Raw genomic sequence first — 15,391 nt, forward strand, 5'->3', positions numbered from 1 at the left:
AAGGTGAGAATCATATTCGAGCCTATAAAATAACAAAAATAATACTTGTGATAGATCGCACATTGGAAATGACAATGAGATATACAGGTGTGTTGATGGCCCTGCTTTCGATCTTTTCGACGAACAGTCAGGCCGCTGACCCTTTTATCGATGACATGAGTCTCGAAGAACTCGTCAAAACCGACATCACCTCGGTATCACGCAAAAGCCAGAGCATTTCCGATGTCGCCGCAGCCGCTTTCGTCATTTCCGCCGAAGACATCCGGCGCTCAGGTGCCCAGGCCCTGCCTGACGTATTGCGCATGGTGCCCGGCATCCAGGTCGCACAGATCGACAATGGCCGTTACGCCGTCACGGCACGTAGTTTCAACGGACGATTCGCAACCAAGCTGCAGGTCCTGATCGACGGCCGCAGCATCTATCACCCGTTGTTCGCGGGGGTGATTTGGGAACTCGACCCCATTCCGCTTGAGGACATCGAGCGTATCGAGGTCATTCGCGGAGCCGGCGCCGTCATGTGGGGAGCGAATGCGGTCAACGGCCTGATCAACATCATCAGCAAGCCGACGCGCAGCCAGGCCGGCACGACCGTCAGCATGACCGGAGGCACCCGGGGAAACGGCCATCTTTACGCCCGCTTCGGACAGATCGTCAACGACAGTACCAGCTGGCGACTTTCCGCCCAGGGTCGTCATATCGACAATTCCCGCCAACACGATTATCCGGAAAACGCACGCGACCGACTCGACAATTCGCTGATCGATTTCCGACTCGACCATGCCTTGGGTGGGGGTCGCGACCTGAGCATCTGGGCCAATGCCACGCGCACCCAAACCGGCGATATCTGGCGGACAAAACCTGACTGGAGCCAACCCGGGCTGCGTGTTTCGTCGTACTACCCGACACAGGAAATGAGCAGCCAGAGCCTGGTTGGCCGCTACCGCTGGTTGAGCGACTGGGGTGTCGAATCGTCGCTCCAGATGTCGGTGACCAACTCCGGCATGGAGATCACGAACTTCATCCACGAGAGCCGGACGACTTACGACCTCGACTATCAGGGGCGGCGCGCCTTTGACCGTCACGACCTGATCTGGGGCTTCAACCACCAATCGTCGACAGACGAGATATCGCCCAACCCGCCCTATATTTCGATCAACGGCACGTCCTACACCCAGCGCAATACCGGCATATTCATCCACGACGAATGGCAGCTCATAGCCGACACCCTGAAACTGGGCTTGGGGGCACGTGCTGACAACAGCAGCCACAACGGCACGAACTATTCCGCAAACGCCACCATGATGTGGACGCCGACCCGCACCGACTCGGCCTGGCTGAAACTGGCGCAGGCTCCCCGCACCTCGGTGCGTGCCGAACGCGACATCTCGATTGTTGGTAGCGCGATGGTCGTCCAAAGCTCAGGGTTTGCCATCCCGGTGATTAGCTACGTGAATGCCAATGGCAATCTCGGCCCCGAGATGTCGCGCGGCCTGGAGTTGGGATACCGCAAACAGTTCTCCAATACCTTCAGCGCCGACCTCAGCACCTATCGCTACCGGCATACGAACCTGCGCACCGGTTCCCAAACAGGGCAATTCAGTTGCAGCGCCTTCTTGCCAGGGCAGAACACAACGGCTTGTAATTACTTCGGCATCCCCACGGCATTTCCCGGAACCCTGGCGATGTTCAATCTGACCCAAACGGTCAATGAAGGCGCGGGCTGGAATAACGGCATCGAGTTATCCGCCGACTGGTTGCCAATGCCCTCCTGGCGCCTGCAACTGTCGTATGCCTGGAGCACCTTGAAGATGGACCGCAGCAGCGACCCCATCGTCAACGAGGACGCCGAGATTACCGAGCGCGCCCATCCGCGCCACGTCGCATCGCTCCGCTCGCAATGGAATATCGCCAGCAACCAACAGTTCGATCTGTGGTTGCGCGGCTCCAGCGGCTACCAACGCGTCAAGCTGGTCGACACGGTCCCCAACGCGACGGGTTCGCCGCGATTCGATACGGTAGGTGGCTATGTCACCGTTGATTTGCGCTATGCCTATCGCTGGAACAAGGATCTCGAATTCGCACTGATCGGCCGCAACCTGATCGGTGCGAACCGGGTCGAATACATTTCCGACTACATCCCGACCACCGCGACAGAAATCCCGCGTACCTGGCTGGTCAGCACACGCTGGACTTTCTGACACCTCACATGCTGCCTCGCGCCTTTCGTCGAATCGCTGCTCAGCTGGCACTGGCCCTTGGCCTGGTGCTGGCGATGCCGTCGACATTCGGCGAGATCACATCGGAGTCGCAACTCAAGGCAGCCTACCTGGTCAATTTCCTCAAGTACGTGGAATGGCCGGGCACCCGCAGCACTGTCAGCATCTGCCTGTTTGGGCGCGACAGCCTTGGCCCGTACCTGGCCAGTTACGAAGGACGCCAGATCATCGGACGCGAACTTCGCATCCGCAAGGTGAGCACGCCAGACCAGTTGACCGATTGCCAGGTGCTGTTCATTCCGGACACTGAGGAAGCGCGTATCGGCGCCATCTTGCGCTGGGTTGACCGGCAACCCATACTCACCGTCAGCGATGTTGAAACCTTCGTTCGCGACGGTGGCGCCATTGCCCTGATCCGCAACGACGGACGCCTGCAATTCGATGTCAATGCCGACGCGATCGGTCGCGCCAACCTGAAAGCGAGTTCGCAAATGCTACGCCTCGCCCGCCAAGTTACCGGAGCAGCTCGATGAAGCATGATCTGCCCATCCGCCGCCGATTGGCGCTGATCATCACTGTATCGATCGGCATCAGCCTGCTGTGTACCGCGCTGTTCTTCGCCGCTCGACAGACCGAACACCGGCGCTCAGCCAAGCTGACCGAACTCCGCTCGATGGCCGAGGTGATCGCCTTCAACGCCACGGCAGTCGTCGAGTTCCAGGACGCTTCCGGCGCCGAACGCCTGTTTGCGGCCCTGTCCCGGCACCCGGACATCGTGGTCGGCCGGATGACCAATACCGACAGCAGTTTTACCTACGCCTACCTGCTCCCGGGCTCCACCTCGCCCGCCGAAACCCACCGCCTGAGCACGCTTGCCGCCAACTCGGGAACGGTTGCCGACTGGAAGCATGTGACCAGCATTGTGCCGATCACCATGAACGACAGGGTCATCGGGACGGTTTCCCTGACCGCAAGCCTGGGCAGCGTCTGGCATGAAATCACAACCGATCTGGCCGCCTTTGCCGCGGCCTCGCTGGTCGCCTTCGCGCTGGCCCTGCTGATCGCCAACCGGATGCAACGTTCCCTGCTCTCCGCTCTGGGGTCGCTGACCGACACCGCCAACCGGATTGCCGGCAGCAAGAACTTCAGCGAGCGGGCGACCAAGCACTCCAACGATGAAATCGGACAACTGGCCGATGCCTTCAACACCATGCTCGTCGAAATCGACAGCCGTGAAGAGGCATTGGAGCAATACCGCGAGCATCTCGAGGAAAAAGTCAATCGGCGAACCCAGGAACTGGTTCTGGCCAAAGAGGCGGCGGAAGGTGCCAACCGCGCCAAGAGTGCCTTCCTCGCCAACATGAGCCACGAAATCCGCACACCGATGAACGGCATCATCGGGGTTGCCGACCTGCTTGCCGCCGGCAAGCTCAGCGCCCATCAACAAAGCCAGTTGGCAACCCTGCGCGGCTCGGCCGACTCGCTGCTCTTCCTGCTCAACGACATTCTCGATTTCTCGCGTATCGAAGCCGGTGGCCTGCAGCTCGAAAAACTCCCCTTCCCGTTCCGCGACGTGATCGGCCAGGTCGCCCATGCCTTCGCGCCCGCTGCGCGCAAGAAAGGGCTGGAACTGTGGTTCGACATCGACCCGAACCTGCCGGACTACATCCTCGGCGACAAATACCGCCTCGGCCAGATCATCACCAACCTGCTCAACAACGCGATCAAATTTACCAGCAACGGCGGGATTCGCATATCCTGCCGGCACACCACGGACAGCGGCAAACAGCAGTTGAGCATCGATGTTCTGGACACCGGCATCGGCATCAGCGAAGCCGCGCAATGCGACATTTTCTCTCCCTTCCGCCAGGCCGATAACAGCATGAGCCGCCGCTTCGGCGGCAGCGGACTGGGACTGGCCATCGTGCATGACCTCATCCAGCTGATGGGCGGCCGGATCACGGTCACCAGCACACCCGGCCAGGGATCCGTGTTCTCGATCACGCTTCCGCTGCTGGGTGCCGGCGGAGAAGCCCGCAGGCTACCGGAATGGATGCCCGGCCTGCGCGGCAGGAATGTTGTCGTTTCCTGCAACAACGAGGCACGCAACCAGCACTGGCTGAATCTGTTGCGCTGGGCCGGCATCAACGCCATTTCCACCTCGGATATGGGCCAGGACCCGTCGGCATCAGACAGTTTCAATACCGATACCATCCTGCTCGAAGACAACACCGATTTGCGCACCATCCTCAAACTGCGCGACACCTGGCCGACAGCACCGGCATTGATCGTACGCGGCGTTGCCAACCCGGAAGGGCAAATTCTGCCGATGCCGGAGTGGATCGAGGGCGAATTGAGCGAACCCTTCGGCGACCTGGCGCTCTGGACCGAACTGGCCCAGATGTGGAGCCTGACCGAAGAGGACGAGGAAGAGACGGCACAAGCCGGCGGCGCCTTGCATTTCGGTGCCGAGGTGCTGATGGTCGAAGACAACGACACAAACCGCCTGATCCTCGAACAGATCCTGAACACCCTGGGTTGTCAGACCAGCCATGCGATCAACGGACAAGAGGCGCTGGATATCCTGCGCCAGCGCTCATTCGACATGGTCCTGATGGATGTCCAGATGCCGGTCATGGACGGCCTGACGGCAACCCGCCACATCCGCGAACAGGAAGCCGCCGAAAACCGGCCGCGACAGAAAATCATCGCCTTGACGGCCAATGCGCTCGCCGGCGACCGCGAGATGTGTCTGCAGGCAGGCATGGACGATTACGTCGCCAAGCCGGTCACCATCGGCGGCATCAGTACAGCGATGCTGCGCTGGTTGCCGGCGACCCGCATCGGCAACGAGCCGGCTGAAGAAATCGAAGCGACGGAAGCTCTCCCCGCGCAATCGCCGAAGGACGACCACAAGGAGGCCGCGATGCCCAGCTTTGATTTCGGCGAACTGCGCAACAGCCTTGGCAAGGAGGCCGACCGCATCATCCCGAATGTGGTGAACTCATACTTGCGGGAAGGCATGGCCCATATCGAGGTGCTGTCGAATCTGGGTAGCGACTTCGATCTCGAGCGCATCACCCGCATCGTGCATAACCTGAAAAGCTCAAGTGCGGCGCTCGGCCTGATGGATTTCTCGGCACGCTGCAAGGCAGCCGAACAGGCAGCCCGCAGCCAGCAATCGGACAAGCTCCTGAGCCTGCTGCCGGACATCGTTTCGGAATTCGTGCTGGTCCGCTCCGCTGCCGAAAAACTTCTGGAAGAACTCAACCAGAAAAAGGGGCAATAAAGTGGACAACATCAAACCCCGCATCCTGATCGTCGATGACGAACCGGTCATGCGCACCATCACCGAATCGGTGCTGGCACAGCATGAATTCGAAGTCAGCACGGCCAGCTCAGCCGAACAGGCCATCCTGATGATCAGCGAAGGCTACCTTCCCAGCCTGATCCTGCTCGACGTGCTGATGCCCGGCATGAACGGCTTCGAAGCTTGCCGCATCCTGCGCCGCAAACATCGGCTCGAACACCTGCCGATCATCATGCTCACCGCGCTCGACGACCAGAAATCCATTGACGAAGCCTACCGCTGCGGCGCCACGGACTTCATCACCAAGCCACTGAACATCCCGCTGATGCCGCACCGCATCCGCTACCTGCTGCGCTCCGCCTCGGCCATCCGCGAGCTGTACGACAGCCAGGCGACGCTGATCAACACCCAGCAGATCGCCCGTCTCGGCAACTGGACGACCGACACCGAAGGCAACATCATTCGCGCCTCGCGGGAGTACCTTGAAATCATCGGTGCCAGCCAGCTGCCGTTCCCCGACAAGCGTCTGATGGCCCGTGTGCATCGCGAGGACCGCACCCTGCTGCTGCGCCAGCGCGCCGAATTGTGCATGGGGCGCCCGTACCAGATCGACTACCGCCTGCGCAACGTGGTCGACAGCAATACCTGGCAACATGTCCACGAACGCGGTTTTCCCCGCTTCGACGAACGCCACCGCTACATTGGTGCCGAAGGATTCACCCAGGACATTACCGAACGCGTCACGCAGGAGGAAAGGATTCGCGACCTTGCCTGGCACGATGCGGTCACCGGGCTGAACAACCGCGCCCGCCTGGTCGAACTGCTCGAGCGCGAGGCTGAATTGTCGGGCAAACACCCGCTGTCGGTCATCTTCATTCATCTGGCCAACCTTCGCGACGTGCAGACCGTCCTTGGTCAGGAGATCGCCGATGCCAGCATCCGCGCGCTGGCCGGCCGCCTCAAGGGCTTGCTCGAAGCCCCGGGATGTTGCTGCGGCGCCGATCTTGAATGCATTCAACAAGTGAAGCTGGCACGCTACGACGAGCATGCCCTGATTGCCGCACTGCCGGGGAATATGTCGAAAGAGCGGGTGCAATGCTTCTCGGGGCAAGTCGTCGAAATCATGCAGCGCCCCTTGCTGCTGCAAGATGAGGAAGTCCTGATCAAGGTCTTCATCGGCATCGCCGATTACCCGGAACATTCCGATGCCATTCCGGAACTGATGCGCCAGGCCATGCTGGTCGCCACCCAGGCATCCGCCAGCGGCGGCGCCAGCGTGAGTTTCTTCGACCCGCAGCATGACCGTGCCGCCAGTCATCGCATGATGCTGGAACGCCATCTGCGCGCCGCCATCGAACAGGGCGGCCAACTGCAGCCGTATTTCCAGCCCAAGCTCTGCGCCCGTACAGGCGAACTGACGGGTGCCGAAGTCCTGCTGCGCTGGAAGCACCCCGAACTGGGTATCATTTCGCCAGGCGAGTTCATTCCCCTGGCCGAGGAAACCGGTCTGATCCATCCGATCAGCGAATGGCTGATCGCCCATGTCTGCGACCTGATCGCCGACTGGCACTCCTGGGGCATGAAGCCGGGACGGATCAGCATCAACCTGTCGGCCGACAGCATTTTCGAACGCTCCCTCATCCAGTTCATCGACGAACAACTCAACCGCACCGGCATTCCGCCGGAGTCGCTGGTCATCGAGCTGACCGAAAGCGTTCTGATGCAGAACGCCGATACCGCCCAGAATGTCATCGCCCAGCTGCGACAGCGTGGCATCCACGTCTCGCTCGACGATTTCGGAACGGGATTCTCGTCGCTCGGCTACCTGAACCGCTTCAGCATCGACGAAATCAAGATCGACCGCTCCTTCGTCGTCGACCTCGAAAACGATAGCCGCGAGCGCGCACTCGTGCATGCGATCATCACCCTGGGCCACGCCCTGGGCCTGACGGTTGTTGCCGAAGGCGTAGAAACGGAGCGGCAAGCCTCGTTGTTGCGCGATATCGGTTGCGATACCTTCCAGGGATTCCTGTTCGCACGGCCGATGCCGGTTGAGGAATTCCTCGCCTTCAAGCCGGTGCCGACTTCACCCGCGCCGGTCGACAATACCGAATGACGTTCGGGAATATCCGTCCCGGTCATATCCTTTCCTTCGCGTTGCTGAGCGTGGGATTCGCGCTGGGTACCCCGGCCTGGGGCGCCATCGATGCCATCGACAATTCGCTTGAGGATCTGCTCAAGGTCCGCATCGTCTCGACGCCCAAATTTGCCGAAAACCCGGACCAGATCCCCTCGGTCGTTTCCATACTCACCGCCGACGACATTCGGCTTTACGGTTGGCGGACGCTGGGCGACGCGCTGCGCAGCCTGCAGGGATTCACGGTCACCAATGACCACACCTATGCCTACGGCGGTGTGCGTGGCATCTCGCAGCCCGGAGACTACCGCCCGCGCATGCAGACGCTGATCGACGGCCAATCAATCACCGAGAACATCTTCGCCAGCGCACCGGTCGACTCGACCTTCCCGCTCGATATCGGCCTGATCGAGCGCATCGAGGTCATCCGTGGCCCCAGTGCGGCGATCTACGGTGGCGACGCCATGTTCGGCGTCATCAACGTGGTGACCCGCAGCGGCAGCAACGTCGGAACCGAAGCCTCGCTCAAGATCGGCAGCGGCGCAGACCGCCGGCTGCGCCTGAGTTGGGGCGGCCTGGTCGGCGGTCACGATGTGCTGCTCTCGGTGTCCGGCTTCGGAGCCCATGGCCGGACGCTCTCGGTCGACGATGTCAACGGCGACGGCTCGCGCCGCGACCTGCACCGCGTAGACGGCCAGGAAGGCGGGCAACTGTTCGCAAAAATCCGGGGCGATGACTGGCATCTGTCGCTGATCCATGCGCAGCGCGAAAAGATCGTTCCCACCGCCAGCTACGACACCCTTGCCGACGACCGGGGCCACACAGAAACGGACACCTACACCCTGCTCAACCTGAGCAAGAAGTGGCGGCTCAACACAAGCAACACCCTGCACCAGCAGTTTTATCTGGGCGACTATCGTTACGACGGTGCTTTCCCCTACGACTACTCGAACACCGCGATTGCCGACCCCCGCGTCATGGACATCGATAGCGCGCACGGCAGCTGGTGGGGCATCGAGAACCGGCTGGTGAATACCGCCTGGTCCGGCCAGCGGATTACGTTGGGTATCGAGTACAAATCGAACTGGCGCCAGAACCAGCTAAACCATGCCCGGGGCTACGGCTGTGTCGATAGCGGCACCGCAATGCCCTGCCTCGACGATCGCCGGAGAAGCACGCAAATTTCCCTCACCGCACAGGACGAGATTCAGATCGGCGACGCTACCCTGCTCACGCTGGGGATCAGCCACGACCGCGTCGATACACAAGGGCAAGCCGCTTCGTTCTGGAGCCCGCGTATCGGGCTGACCCACGAAACACGAACCGCGGGATTGTTCAAAATCCTTTATGGCACGGCATTCCGCGTACCTACCGTTTACGAACGCTACTACACGGTACCGAGCTTCCCCTATAGCAACCTCGCCCTGGAACCGGAAAAGATACGTTCCCTGGAAATCGCCTGGGAAAAGCGTTTCAACCCAAAGTCGAAGCTGACAGCCACGGCCTACCATTTCGATATAACCCGGATGGTCACGACGGATGAAAACCTGCTGACCATCAACGGCTCCCCGGTCCGGGCAATCGGTCTGGAAGTCGAATACGAGCAACGCTGGGACAACGGGAGCCACTTGCGCACCGGCTACGGCATCCAGCACGCCACCGACGAAACGCGCCATTTCGACAACTCGCCGCGCCACATGGTCAAAGCCAATATCGGCCTGCCAACCGGTCTTCCCCATCTGATGGCGGGACTTGAAGGCCAGTGGATCAGCCGCCGTAGCGCCGACATGGGCAATCAGTCGCTTCCTCCCTACCTGCTGACCAACCTGAACCTGCGCTACGCCCCGTCAGGCGAACGCTGGGACGTCGCGCTCGGACTCTACAACCTGTTTGACCGGCGCTATGCCGACCCGGTATCCAGCGACCAGATCATGGGCGTCCGCCGCTGGCAAATGCCGCAATTCGGGCGCACCGTCATGCTGCACACCACCCTGCATTTCTGAACGAAACGAACCGCGAGCCGACGACGCACCAAGGTTCGCCGGCCCGTCAGGGCAATCAGTCGGCCAGTTCGATCTGCCCGCTGACATGGGTGGTCACCAGGCTTTCTCCCGCTTCCAGCGGCGCCGGTGCAGCCTCAGCCGCCATCATGACGGCCTTGCCACGAAACACCGGCGTAGGCGGCATGCCGCCCCCCTGGTTGATGTTCATCTGCTTGATCTTCCAGCTCTTGCCCAAGGTATCGGCGATCAGCGCGGCACGGTTCTGGAAGGCGCGTATGGCCTCGCGCATGGCCTCGTCTTCGGCTTGATGCCGCGTTTCCGGCGAAGGCATCTGGCTGATGTCGCCAACCGCCAGGCGCATCTGCTGCAGACGCCCCAGCAGATCGGAAACGGCAGCGAAGTCCTTCGATTCGATCAGCAGTTCGCTACGCATCCGCCAGCCATCGATCTTGCGGGACTGGGTGTAAACCGGATAGGTCGACTGGCTGCCGCTCTTGACGTTGACGCCCTTTCTTTCGCGAATGACCTTGAGCGCCTCGGCAATATCGCCATTGACCCGCCGTGCCAGTTCGGCCGGATTGCTGCCGCTGGCTTCGCTGAACACGCTGGCGCGCACCATGTCGTTCGCGGCGGGCCGGCTGGAGTCCGCGGACAGATCAATCAAGGCACCCGCCTGGGCGGTTGCGGCAAGGCTCATGGCCCACAGGGCAAGCAGTTTCTTTTTCATTGGATTCCCTTGTCACGGAAGCGGCCGTAGATGACCAGCAGGATAATCGCCACCACGAGCGACGCAATGAATCCGGCTCCCTGCCCAGCCTGATACCAGCCCATGCCCTGCCCGATGATGCCGGCCAGGAACGAACCGCCCACACCAAGCAGGATGGTGGCGAGGAAACCCATGTTTTCCTTGCCGGGATGCAGCAGCTTGGCGACGACGCCAATCACGAAGCCGACCAGTATGGTCCACACGATACCCATTGAGGCCTTCCTTTTCAGTTGGATGTACCGGAAACAGCAGGTTGTCTGCCGAAAGGGCATGACACCCTCCGCTCATATTAACGTGCGGTCATTTCAGTGGTTGTCGTCGCTGCGTAAAGAATTGTTTCCATCCAGCCGCCGCGTCAGTTGCTCAGCGAGCGTATCCATGAGCACCCTCACCCGATGCGGTACGTGCCGATTGCTGGGCAGCATGGCGTAGATGCCCAGTTCCGGCCCCGGATATTCCCGCAGTATCTCGACCAGGCGGCCACTGGCGAGAAAACTCTCGGCAACAAAATCGGGATGGCAGGTAATCCCCATCCCCTGCGCCGCCGCTTCGGCCAGAACATCGCCGTTATTGGCATCGAGGCAACTGCGGACGGGAAAGTTTTCGAACTGGCCATTCACCGAAAACTGCCAGACGATGGCATTGCCTGCATTGGTATAGCCAAGACACAGGTGCCGCGCCAATTCGGCGGGATGCTGCGGCGTCCCGTGCCTTGCCAGGTAATCGGGTGCGGCCAGGAGCATCAGGCGGCTGCTGCCGATCCGGCGTGCGACATCGCCCGGCTCGAGACGCCGGGTGACGCGAATGGACAGATCGATGCCCTCCTTGATCAGGTTGACTCGCTGGTCGCTGAAATCCATGTCCAACTTCACTTCCGGATAGCGCCGGGCAAATTCGAGCAACACCGGGGCCAGGCGCTTCAGGCCAAAACTGAGGGGCACGCCAAGGCGGATATTGCCGCGCGGCATCTGCCGCTCTTCGGCCACCCCCGTTTCGGCGGATTCGACCAGATTCAGGATGACCCGGCATTTTTCCAGATACGCCGTACCGGCCGAAGTCAGCGCCAGTCGCCGGGTGCTGCGCACCATCAACTTGATGCCCAGATGCGACTCCAGGCCGGCAATCTGGCGGGTCACCACCGAACGGGCAACGCCGATCCGCTGAGCGGCGGCCGCGAAGCTACCCAACTCGGCCACCCGCACAAACAGCTGCATCGCATCGAGACGGTCCATTGTTGCCAATTCGAGAATAGTTATTTGCCAATTGTCCCCTATTTAGCACCAAAAAACGAGCATACAGTACGTCCATCGCAAACGGAGTGATGTCATGAACCCCATCCAACCCGCTCTCTTCGTCCCGCACGGCGCACCCACCTTTGCGCTGCGCCCGGGGGCTGCCGGCGCCGCGCTGGTCGCCAAGGCGGCCACGTTGCCTTTGCCGCGCGCCATCGTCATCGTCAGCGCGCACTGGGATACCGATGTACCGACCGTCGGCTTTGCCGAGAAACTGGAAACCATCCACGACTTTTGGGGCTTCCCGGAGGCGCTGTATGCCATCCGCTACCCGGCCACCGGCTGCCCCGAAGCCTCGCGCGAAGTGGTTGCCGCCCTGGAGACGGCCGGCCTGCCCGTCGCCACCGATGCCACCCGGGGCTTGGACCACGGCGCCTGGGTACCGTTGCGCCTGATGTTCCCCGACGCCGAAGTACCCGTCGTCCCGCTCTCGGTGCAGAGCCGCGGCGGCCCGGCAGAAGCCTTCCGGCTCGGTCGCGCCCTCGCCCCGCTGGCGGCACGAGGATTCCTGATCGTCGGTTCGGGCAGCATTACCCACAACCTGCGCGACTATCAGAAGGCCTGGCAAGACGGGGGTAAAACACCGGCTTACGTCCGCGAATTTGCCGACTGGCTGGCCGGACGGGTCGCTGCCGACGACGTGCCGGCCCTGCTCGACTACCGCCGCCAGGCGCCGGACGGCATGCAGGCGCACCCCAGCGAGGAACATCTGCTGCCCTTTCATGTCGCACTGGGAGCCGGCGGCGACCATCCGCGCAGCCAACGATTCCATGCCGGCATCGACGATTACGTGATCGCCATGGATGCCTATGCCTTCGAGCAAGGAGAACCCGCATGAACTACACCAAGACCGCCAAGGTCCTGCACTGGCTGATGGCCATCCTGCTCTTCGGCCTGCTGGCACTCGGCTTCTACATGCACGACCTGCCGCTGTCGCCGGACAAGCTGAAGCTCTATTCCTGGCATAAGTGGGCCGGCGTCACCGCCTTCCTGCTCGTCGCCCTCCGCCTGACCTGGCGCATCGCGCACCGCCCGCCGGCCCTGCCCGACAGCATGCCGAAGATCATGCAGTTCGCCGCCCACGCCGGCCACCTGATGCTTTATCTGCTGATGATCGCCATCCCGCTGTCCGGCTGGCTGATGAGCTCGGCCAAGGGTTTCCAGACCGTCTATTTCGGCGTGCTGCCCATCCCCGACCTGCTCGACAAGAACAAGGAAATCGGCGACCTGCTGGCCCTGGTGCACAAGAGCCTGAACCTCCTCTTCGTCGCCGTGCTCGCCGGTCACATCGGCGCCGCGCTGAAGCACCATTTCATCGACAAGGACGACATCCTGACCCGGATGCTGCCCAAGCACTGATCCCACCTCACGGAGAACCGACATGAAAAAAATCATCCTCGCCTTCGCCCTGGCCGGCGCCTTTTCGGCCCAGGCGGTCGAATATACCCAGGTCCAGCCGGACAAGAGCGCCATCAACTTCACCTACAAGCAGATGGGCGTCGCCGTCGATGGCAAGTTCAAGAAATTCGCCAGCCAGCTGAATTTCGACCCGGCCAAGCCGGCTGCCGCCAAGGCTACCTTCGATGTCGAACTGGCCAGCGTCGACACCGGCGCGCCGGAAGGCGACCAGGAAGTCGCCGGCAAGCCGTGGTTCAACACCAAGGCCTTCCCGACCGCCAGGTTCGTCTCCGGCACCGTCAAGCCGCTTGGCGGCAACAAGTATGAAGTCGCCGGTCAACTGAGCATCAAGGGCAAGACGCAGGATGTCGTCGTCCCCGCCACCTTCACGACCCAGGGCAACACCGGTGTCTTCGACGGCAGCTTCATCATCCGCCGCGCCGACTTTTCCATCGGCGAAGGCACGTGGGCCAAGTTCGACATCGTCGCCAACGACGTCGTAATCAAGTTCCGCATCACCGCCACCAGCAAGTAACCCCAATCTCACACGGAGAAATCACCATGAAGAAACAACTCGCCACCCTCGCCCTGGCTATCGCAGCCGCCGCCCCTGCCTTCGCCGCGCCGGAAACCTTCGTCGCCGACAGCACCCACACCTTCTCGCGCTTCTCGTACAGCCACTTCGGCTACTCGACCCAGCTGTCGCGCTTCAACAAAAACAGCGGCAAGGTCGTCTTCGACAAGGCCGCCAAGACCGGTTCGGTCGACATCACCATCGACACCAAGTCGGTCGATACCGGCTACGCCACCTTCGACGAACACATCCAGGGCGAGGATTTCCTCGACACCGCCAAGTACCCGACCGCCCATTTCAAATCCACCAAGGTCATCTTCGAAGGCGACAAGCCGGTCAAGGTCGAAGGCAACCTGACACTCAAGGGCGTCACCAAACCGGTCACGCTGACCGTTACCTCCTTCCAGGCCATGCCGCACCCGATGCTGAAGAAGGACGCCATCGGCGCCAACGCCTGGACCGTGGTCAAGCGCTCCGAATTCAACGCCGGCAAATACGCACCCTACGTCGGCGACGAAGTGCGCATCGACGTGGCGATCGAAGCAATCAAAGAATAAGCGAGGTCTTACCGCGTCACGGAACGCCGGCCACCTGGCCGGCGTTTTTTATGGTGTGCCGGCAAGCCCCCCTCAGTCCAGCCGCCGGATAATTTTCCACACGTACAGTACGCTCGCTTCGCCGAATTCGCAGGCCGTCTCAACATCCTGCCAGCGCGGGTTCTCTGCCCCGGGCGGGCCGAAATATCGCCAGGGGCGCCGTTCGCCGCTGCACAGCTCGACCAGGTAAATGGCACCCGGCGTCGGTTCGTCGTTGGATGCTTTCACCAGTAGTTCTCGCTGGCGAAGTTGCCCGGCTCGCGGCTGCGGTCGGGGCGCAGGCCGCGTGTCTGCAGGATGCCGCGCACGTCGTCCAGCATCTGCGGATTGCCACAGATCAGCAATCGCGAGCGCGCCTGGTCGAGGGGCAAACCGACCCGCCCTTCCAGCGATCCGTCGCCCAGCAGCGTGGTCAGCCGCTGCCCGAGGCTACCGGGAAGCGCCTCGCGGGTCACGATGGGAACATAGTGCAGCCGTGCCTTTTCGCCGACGAACAGCATATCGCTCGTCAGCGCGGCAATCTCTTCCTGATAGGCCAGTTCCTGCGCCTGGCGGACGCTGTAGGCTAGGACGAGGTTTTCGTATTGCGCCCAAACCTCGGGGTCGCGCAGGATGGACAGGAACGGCGCCAGCCCGGTGCCGCTGGCCAGCAGCCACAAATCCCGGCCGCCCACGAACCGGCTGGTCGTCAGATAACCGTAGGGCGCTTTTTCGACGTAAATCGGATCGTCCGGACCGAGCCGGGCGAGGCGGTTGGAGAACGCGCCGTCGGGAACCAGAATGGAGAAAAACTCCAGGTACTCGTCGTAGCTGGCAGAAACCATCGAGAAGGGCCGCCAGACCACGTCGCCGGCCGGGCTTTCCAGGCCGAGCCGGACGAACTGCCCCGGCTGGAAACGAAAACTTTGGCTGCGCGAGGTGCGGAACGACAACAGCTTGTCGCACCACGGACGAATCGACAGCACACGCTCCCGCGTGGCCTTGTCGGTTGGCTGCGGCAGCGTACCGGGACGAAAATTCGTTTCAAACTTCATGGTTCAACCCTCGGTGTATCTCAGCCAATTCGACCGTGCAGCCCCCGGGGAGTTGCGCTGCACAA

At 61.6% G+C, this 15,391-nt stretch carries 14 protein-coding genes; 9 read left to right on the forward strand and 5 right to left on the reverse strand.

What is annotated here, in order from left to right:
* The first annotated feature begins 74 nt into the window (after positions 1 to 74).
* Genes F1002_RS16165 through F1002_RS16185 form a run of 5 tightly spaced genes read left to right on the forward strand, consistent with a single transcriptional unit; the run spans position 75 to position 9,666 of the window.
* Positions 75 to 2,198, forward strand: a complete 2,124-nt coding sequence (locus F1002_RS16165) for a TonB-dependent siderophore receptor (RefSeq protein ID WP_191090438.1) — start codon at positions 75 to 77, stop codon at positions 2,196 to 2,198.
* An 8-nt stretch (positions 2,199 to 2,206) separates the two neighbouring features.
* Entirely contained in the window at positions 2,207 to 2,749 is a 543-nt protein-coding gene (locus tag F1002_RS16170; RefSeq protein ID WP_150430072.1) for a YfiR family protein, read from the forward strand.
* Entirely contained in the window at positions 2,746 to 5,505 is a 2,760-nt protein-coding gene (locus F1002_RS16175) for an ATP-binding protein (protein ID WP_150430073.1), read from the forward strand. Before F1002_RS16170 ends, F1002_RS16175 begins: the two co-directional genes overlap by 4 nt.
* Before the next feature lies 1 nt (position 5,506).
* Positions 5,507 to 7,642 (forward strand): EAL domain-containing protein, encoded by a 2,136-nt coding sequence (locus F1002_RS16180; protein ID WP_150430074.1) that lies wholly within the window; start codon positions 5,507 to 5,509, stop codon positions 7,640 to 7,642.
* Positions 7,639 to 9,666, forward strand: a complete 2,028-nt coding sequence (locus F1002_RS16185) for a TonB-dependent siderophore receptor (RefSeq protein WP_150430075.1) — start codon at positions 7,639 to 7,641, stop codon at positions 9,664 to 9,666. The genes F1002_RS16180 and F1002_RS16185 overlap by 4 nt, the downstream gene beginning before the upstream one ends.
* A 55-nt stretch (positions 9,667 to 9,721) precedes the next feature.
* Here the strand turns inward: F1002_RS16185 and F1002_RS16190 are convergent, their stop codons facing one another.
* From F1002_RS16190 to F1002_RS16200, 3 genes are all read right to left on the reverse strand, one after another.
* Complete coding sequence (locus F1002_RS16190; protein ID WP_150430076.1) at positions 9,722 to 10,393, reverse strand: SIMPL domain-containing protein; 672 nt, start codon at positions 10,391 to 10,393, stop codon at positions 9,722 to 9,724.
* Positions 10,390 to 10,644: a GlsB/YeaQ/YmgE family stress response membrane protein gene (locus F1002_RS16195; protein ID WP_150430077.1), complete on the reverse strand. Its 255-nt coding sequence runs from the start codon at positions 10,642 to 10,644 to the stop codon at positions 10,390 to 10,392. Before F1002_RS16195 ends, F1002_RS16190 begins: the two co-directional genes overlap by 4 nt.
* A 93-nt stretch (positions 10,645 to 10,737) precedes the next feature.
* Complete coding sequence (locus F1002_RS16200) at positions 10,738 to 11,664, reverse strand: LysR family transcriptional regulator (protein WP_150430078.1); 927 nt, start codon at positions 11,662 to 11,664, stop codon at positions 10,738 to 10,740.
* A gap of 94 nt (positions 11,665 to 11,758) precedes the next feature.
* Between F1002_RS16200 and F1002_RS16205 the strand changes: the two genes are divergently transcribed.
* The 4 genes from F1002_RS16205 to F1002_RS16220 are packed head-to-tail and all read left to right on the forward strand — an operon-like array spanning position 11,759 to position 14,253.
* Positions 11,759 to 12,562, forward strand: a complete 804-nt coding sequence (locus F1002_RS16205; protein ID WP_150430079.1) for a class III extradiol ring-cleavage dioxygenase — start codon at positions 11,759 to 11,761, stop codon at positions 12,560 to 12,562.
* Positions 12,559 to 13,083: a cytochrome b gene (locus F1002_RS16210; protein WP_150430080.1), complete on the forward strand. Its 525-nt coding sequence runs from the start codon at positions 12,559 to 12,561 to the stop codon at positions 13,081 to 13,083. Before F1002_RS16205 ends, F1002_RS16210 begins: the two co-directional genes overlap by 4 nt.
* A 22-nt stretch (positions 13,084 to 13,105) precedes the next feature.
* The gene (locus F1002_RS16215) at positions 13,106 to 13,657 is read left to right on the forward strand and encodes a YceI family protein (protein ID WP_150430081.1); all 552 of its coding nucleotides are present in this window, start codon (positions 13,106 to 13,108) and stop codon (positions 13,655 to 13,657) included.
* A gap of 26 nt (positions 13,658 to 13,683) precedes the next feature.
* Positions 13,684 to 14,253 (forward strand): YceI family protein, encoded by a 570-nt coding sequence (locus F1002_RS16220; protein WP_150430082.1) that lies wholly within the window; start codon positions 13,684 to 13,686, stop codon positions 14,251 to 14,253.
* A gap of 72 nt (positions 14,254 to 14,325) precedes the next feature.
* Here the strand turns inward: F1002_RS16220 and F1002_RS16225 are convergent, their stop codons facing one another.
* Together F1002_RS16225 and F1002_RS16230 are read right to left on the reverse strand one after the other, a co-directional pair.
* The gene (locus tag F1002_RS16225; RefSeq protein WP_150430083.1) at positions 14,326 to 14,520 is read right to left on the reverse strand and encodes a hypothetical protein; all 195 of its coding nucleotides are present in this window, start codon (positions 14,518 to 14,520) and stop codon (positions 14,326 to 14,328) included.
* Entirely contained in the window at positions 14,517 to 15,326 is an 810-nt protein-coding gene (locus F1002_RS16230) for a ferredoxin--NADP reductase (protein WP_150430084.1), read from the reverse strand. The genes F1002_RS16225 and F1002_RS16230 overlap by 4 nt, the downstream gene beginning before the upstream one ends.
* Positions 15,327 to 15,391: the final 65 nt, after the last annotated feature.

This window comes from Dechloromonas sp. CZR5, assembly GCF_008711155.1.
Classification (GTDB): domain Bacteria; phylum Pseudomonadota; class Gammaproteobacteria; order Burkholderiales; family Rhodocyclaceae; genus Azonexus.

What these genes read in the sequence shown, in the direction of transcription:
- F1002_RS16230 (WP_150430084.1), bottom strand. Translation starts at nt 15,326, where the DNA reads ATGAAGTTTGAAACGAATTTTCGTCCCGGTACGCTGCCGCAGCCAACC.
- F1002_RS16210 (WP_150430080.1), top strand. Translation starts at nt 12,559, where the DNA reads ATGAACTACACCAAGACCGCCAAGGTCCTGCACTGGCTGATGGCCATC.
- F1002_RS16175 (WP_150430073.1), top strand. Translation starts at nt 2,746, where the DNA reads ATGAAGCATGATCTGCCCATCCGCCGCCGATTGGCGCTGATCATCACT.
- F1002_RS16165 (WP_191090438.1), top strand. Translation starts at nt 75, where the DNA reads ATGAGATATACAGGTGTGTTGATGGCCCTGCTTTCGATCTTTTCGACG.
- F1002_RS16190 (WP_150430076.1), bottom strand. Translation starts at nt 10,393, where the DNA reads ATGAAAAAGAAACTGCTTGCCCTGTGGGCCATGAGCCTTGCCGCAACC.
- F1002_RS16220 (WP_150430082.1), top strand. Translation starts at nt 13,684, where the DNA reads ATGAAGAAACAACTCGCCACCCTCGCCCTGGCTATCGCAGCCGCCGCC.
- F1002_RS16195 (WP_150430077.1), bottom strand. Translation starts at nt 10,644, where the DNA reads ATGGGTATCGTGTGGACCATACTGGTCGGCTTCGTGATTGGCGTCGTC.
- F1002_RS16185 (WP_150430075.1), top strand. Translation starts at nt 7,639, where the DNA reads ATGACGTTCGGGAATATCCGTCCCGGTCATATCCTTTCCTTCGCGTTG.
- F1002_RS16215 (WP_150430081.1), top strand. Translation starts at nt 13,106, where the DNA reads ATGAAAAAAATCATCCTCGCCTTCGCCCTGGCCGGCGCCTTTTCGGCC.
- F1002_RS16200 (WP_150430078.1), bottom strand. Translation starts at nt 11,664, where the DNA reads ATGGACCGTCTCGATGCGATGCAGCTGTTTGTGCGGGTGGCCGAGTTG.
- F1002_RS16205 (WP_150430079.1), top strand. Translation starts at nt 11,759, where the DNA reads ATGAACCCCATCCAACCCGCTCTCTTCGTCCCGCACGGCGCACCCACC.
- F1002_RS16170 (WP_150430072.1), top strand. Translation starts at nt 2,207, where the DNA reads ATGCTGCCTCGCGCCTTTCGTCGAATCGCTGCTCAGCTGGCACTGGCC.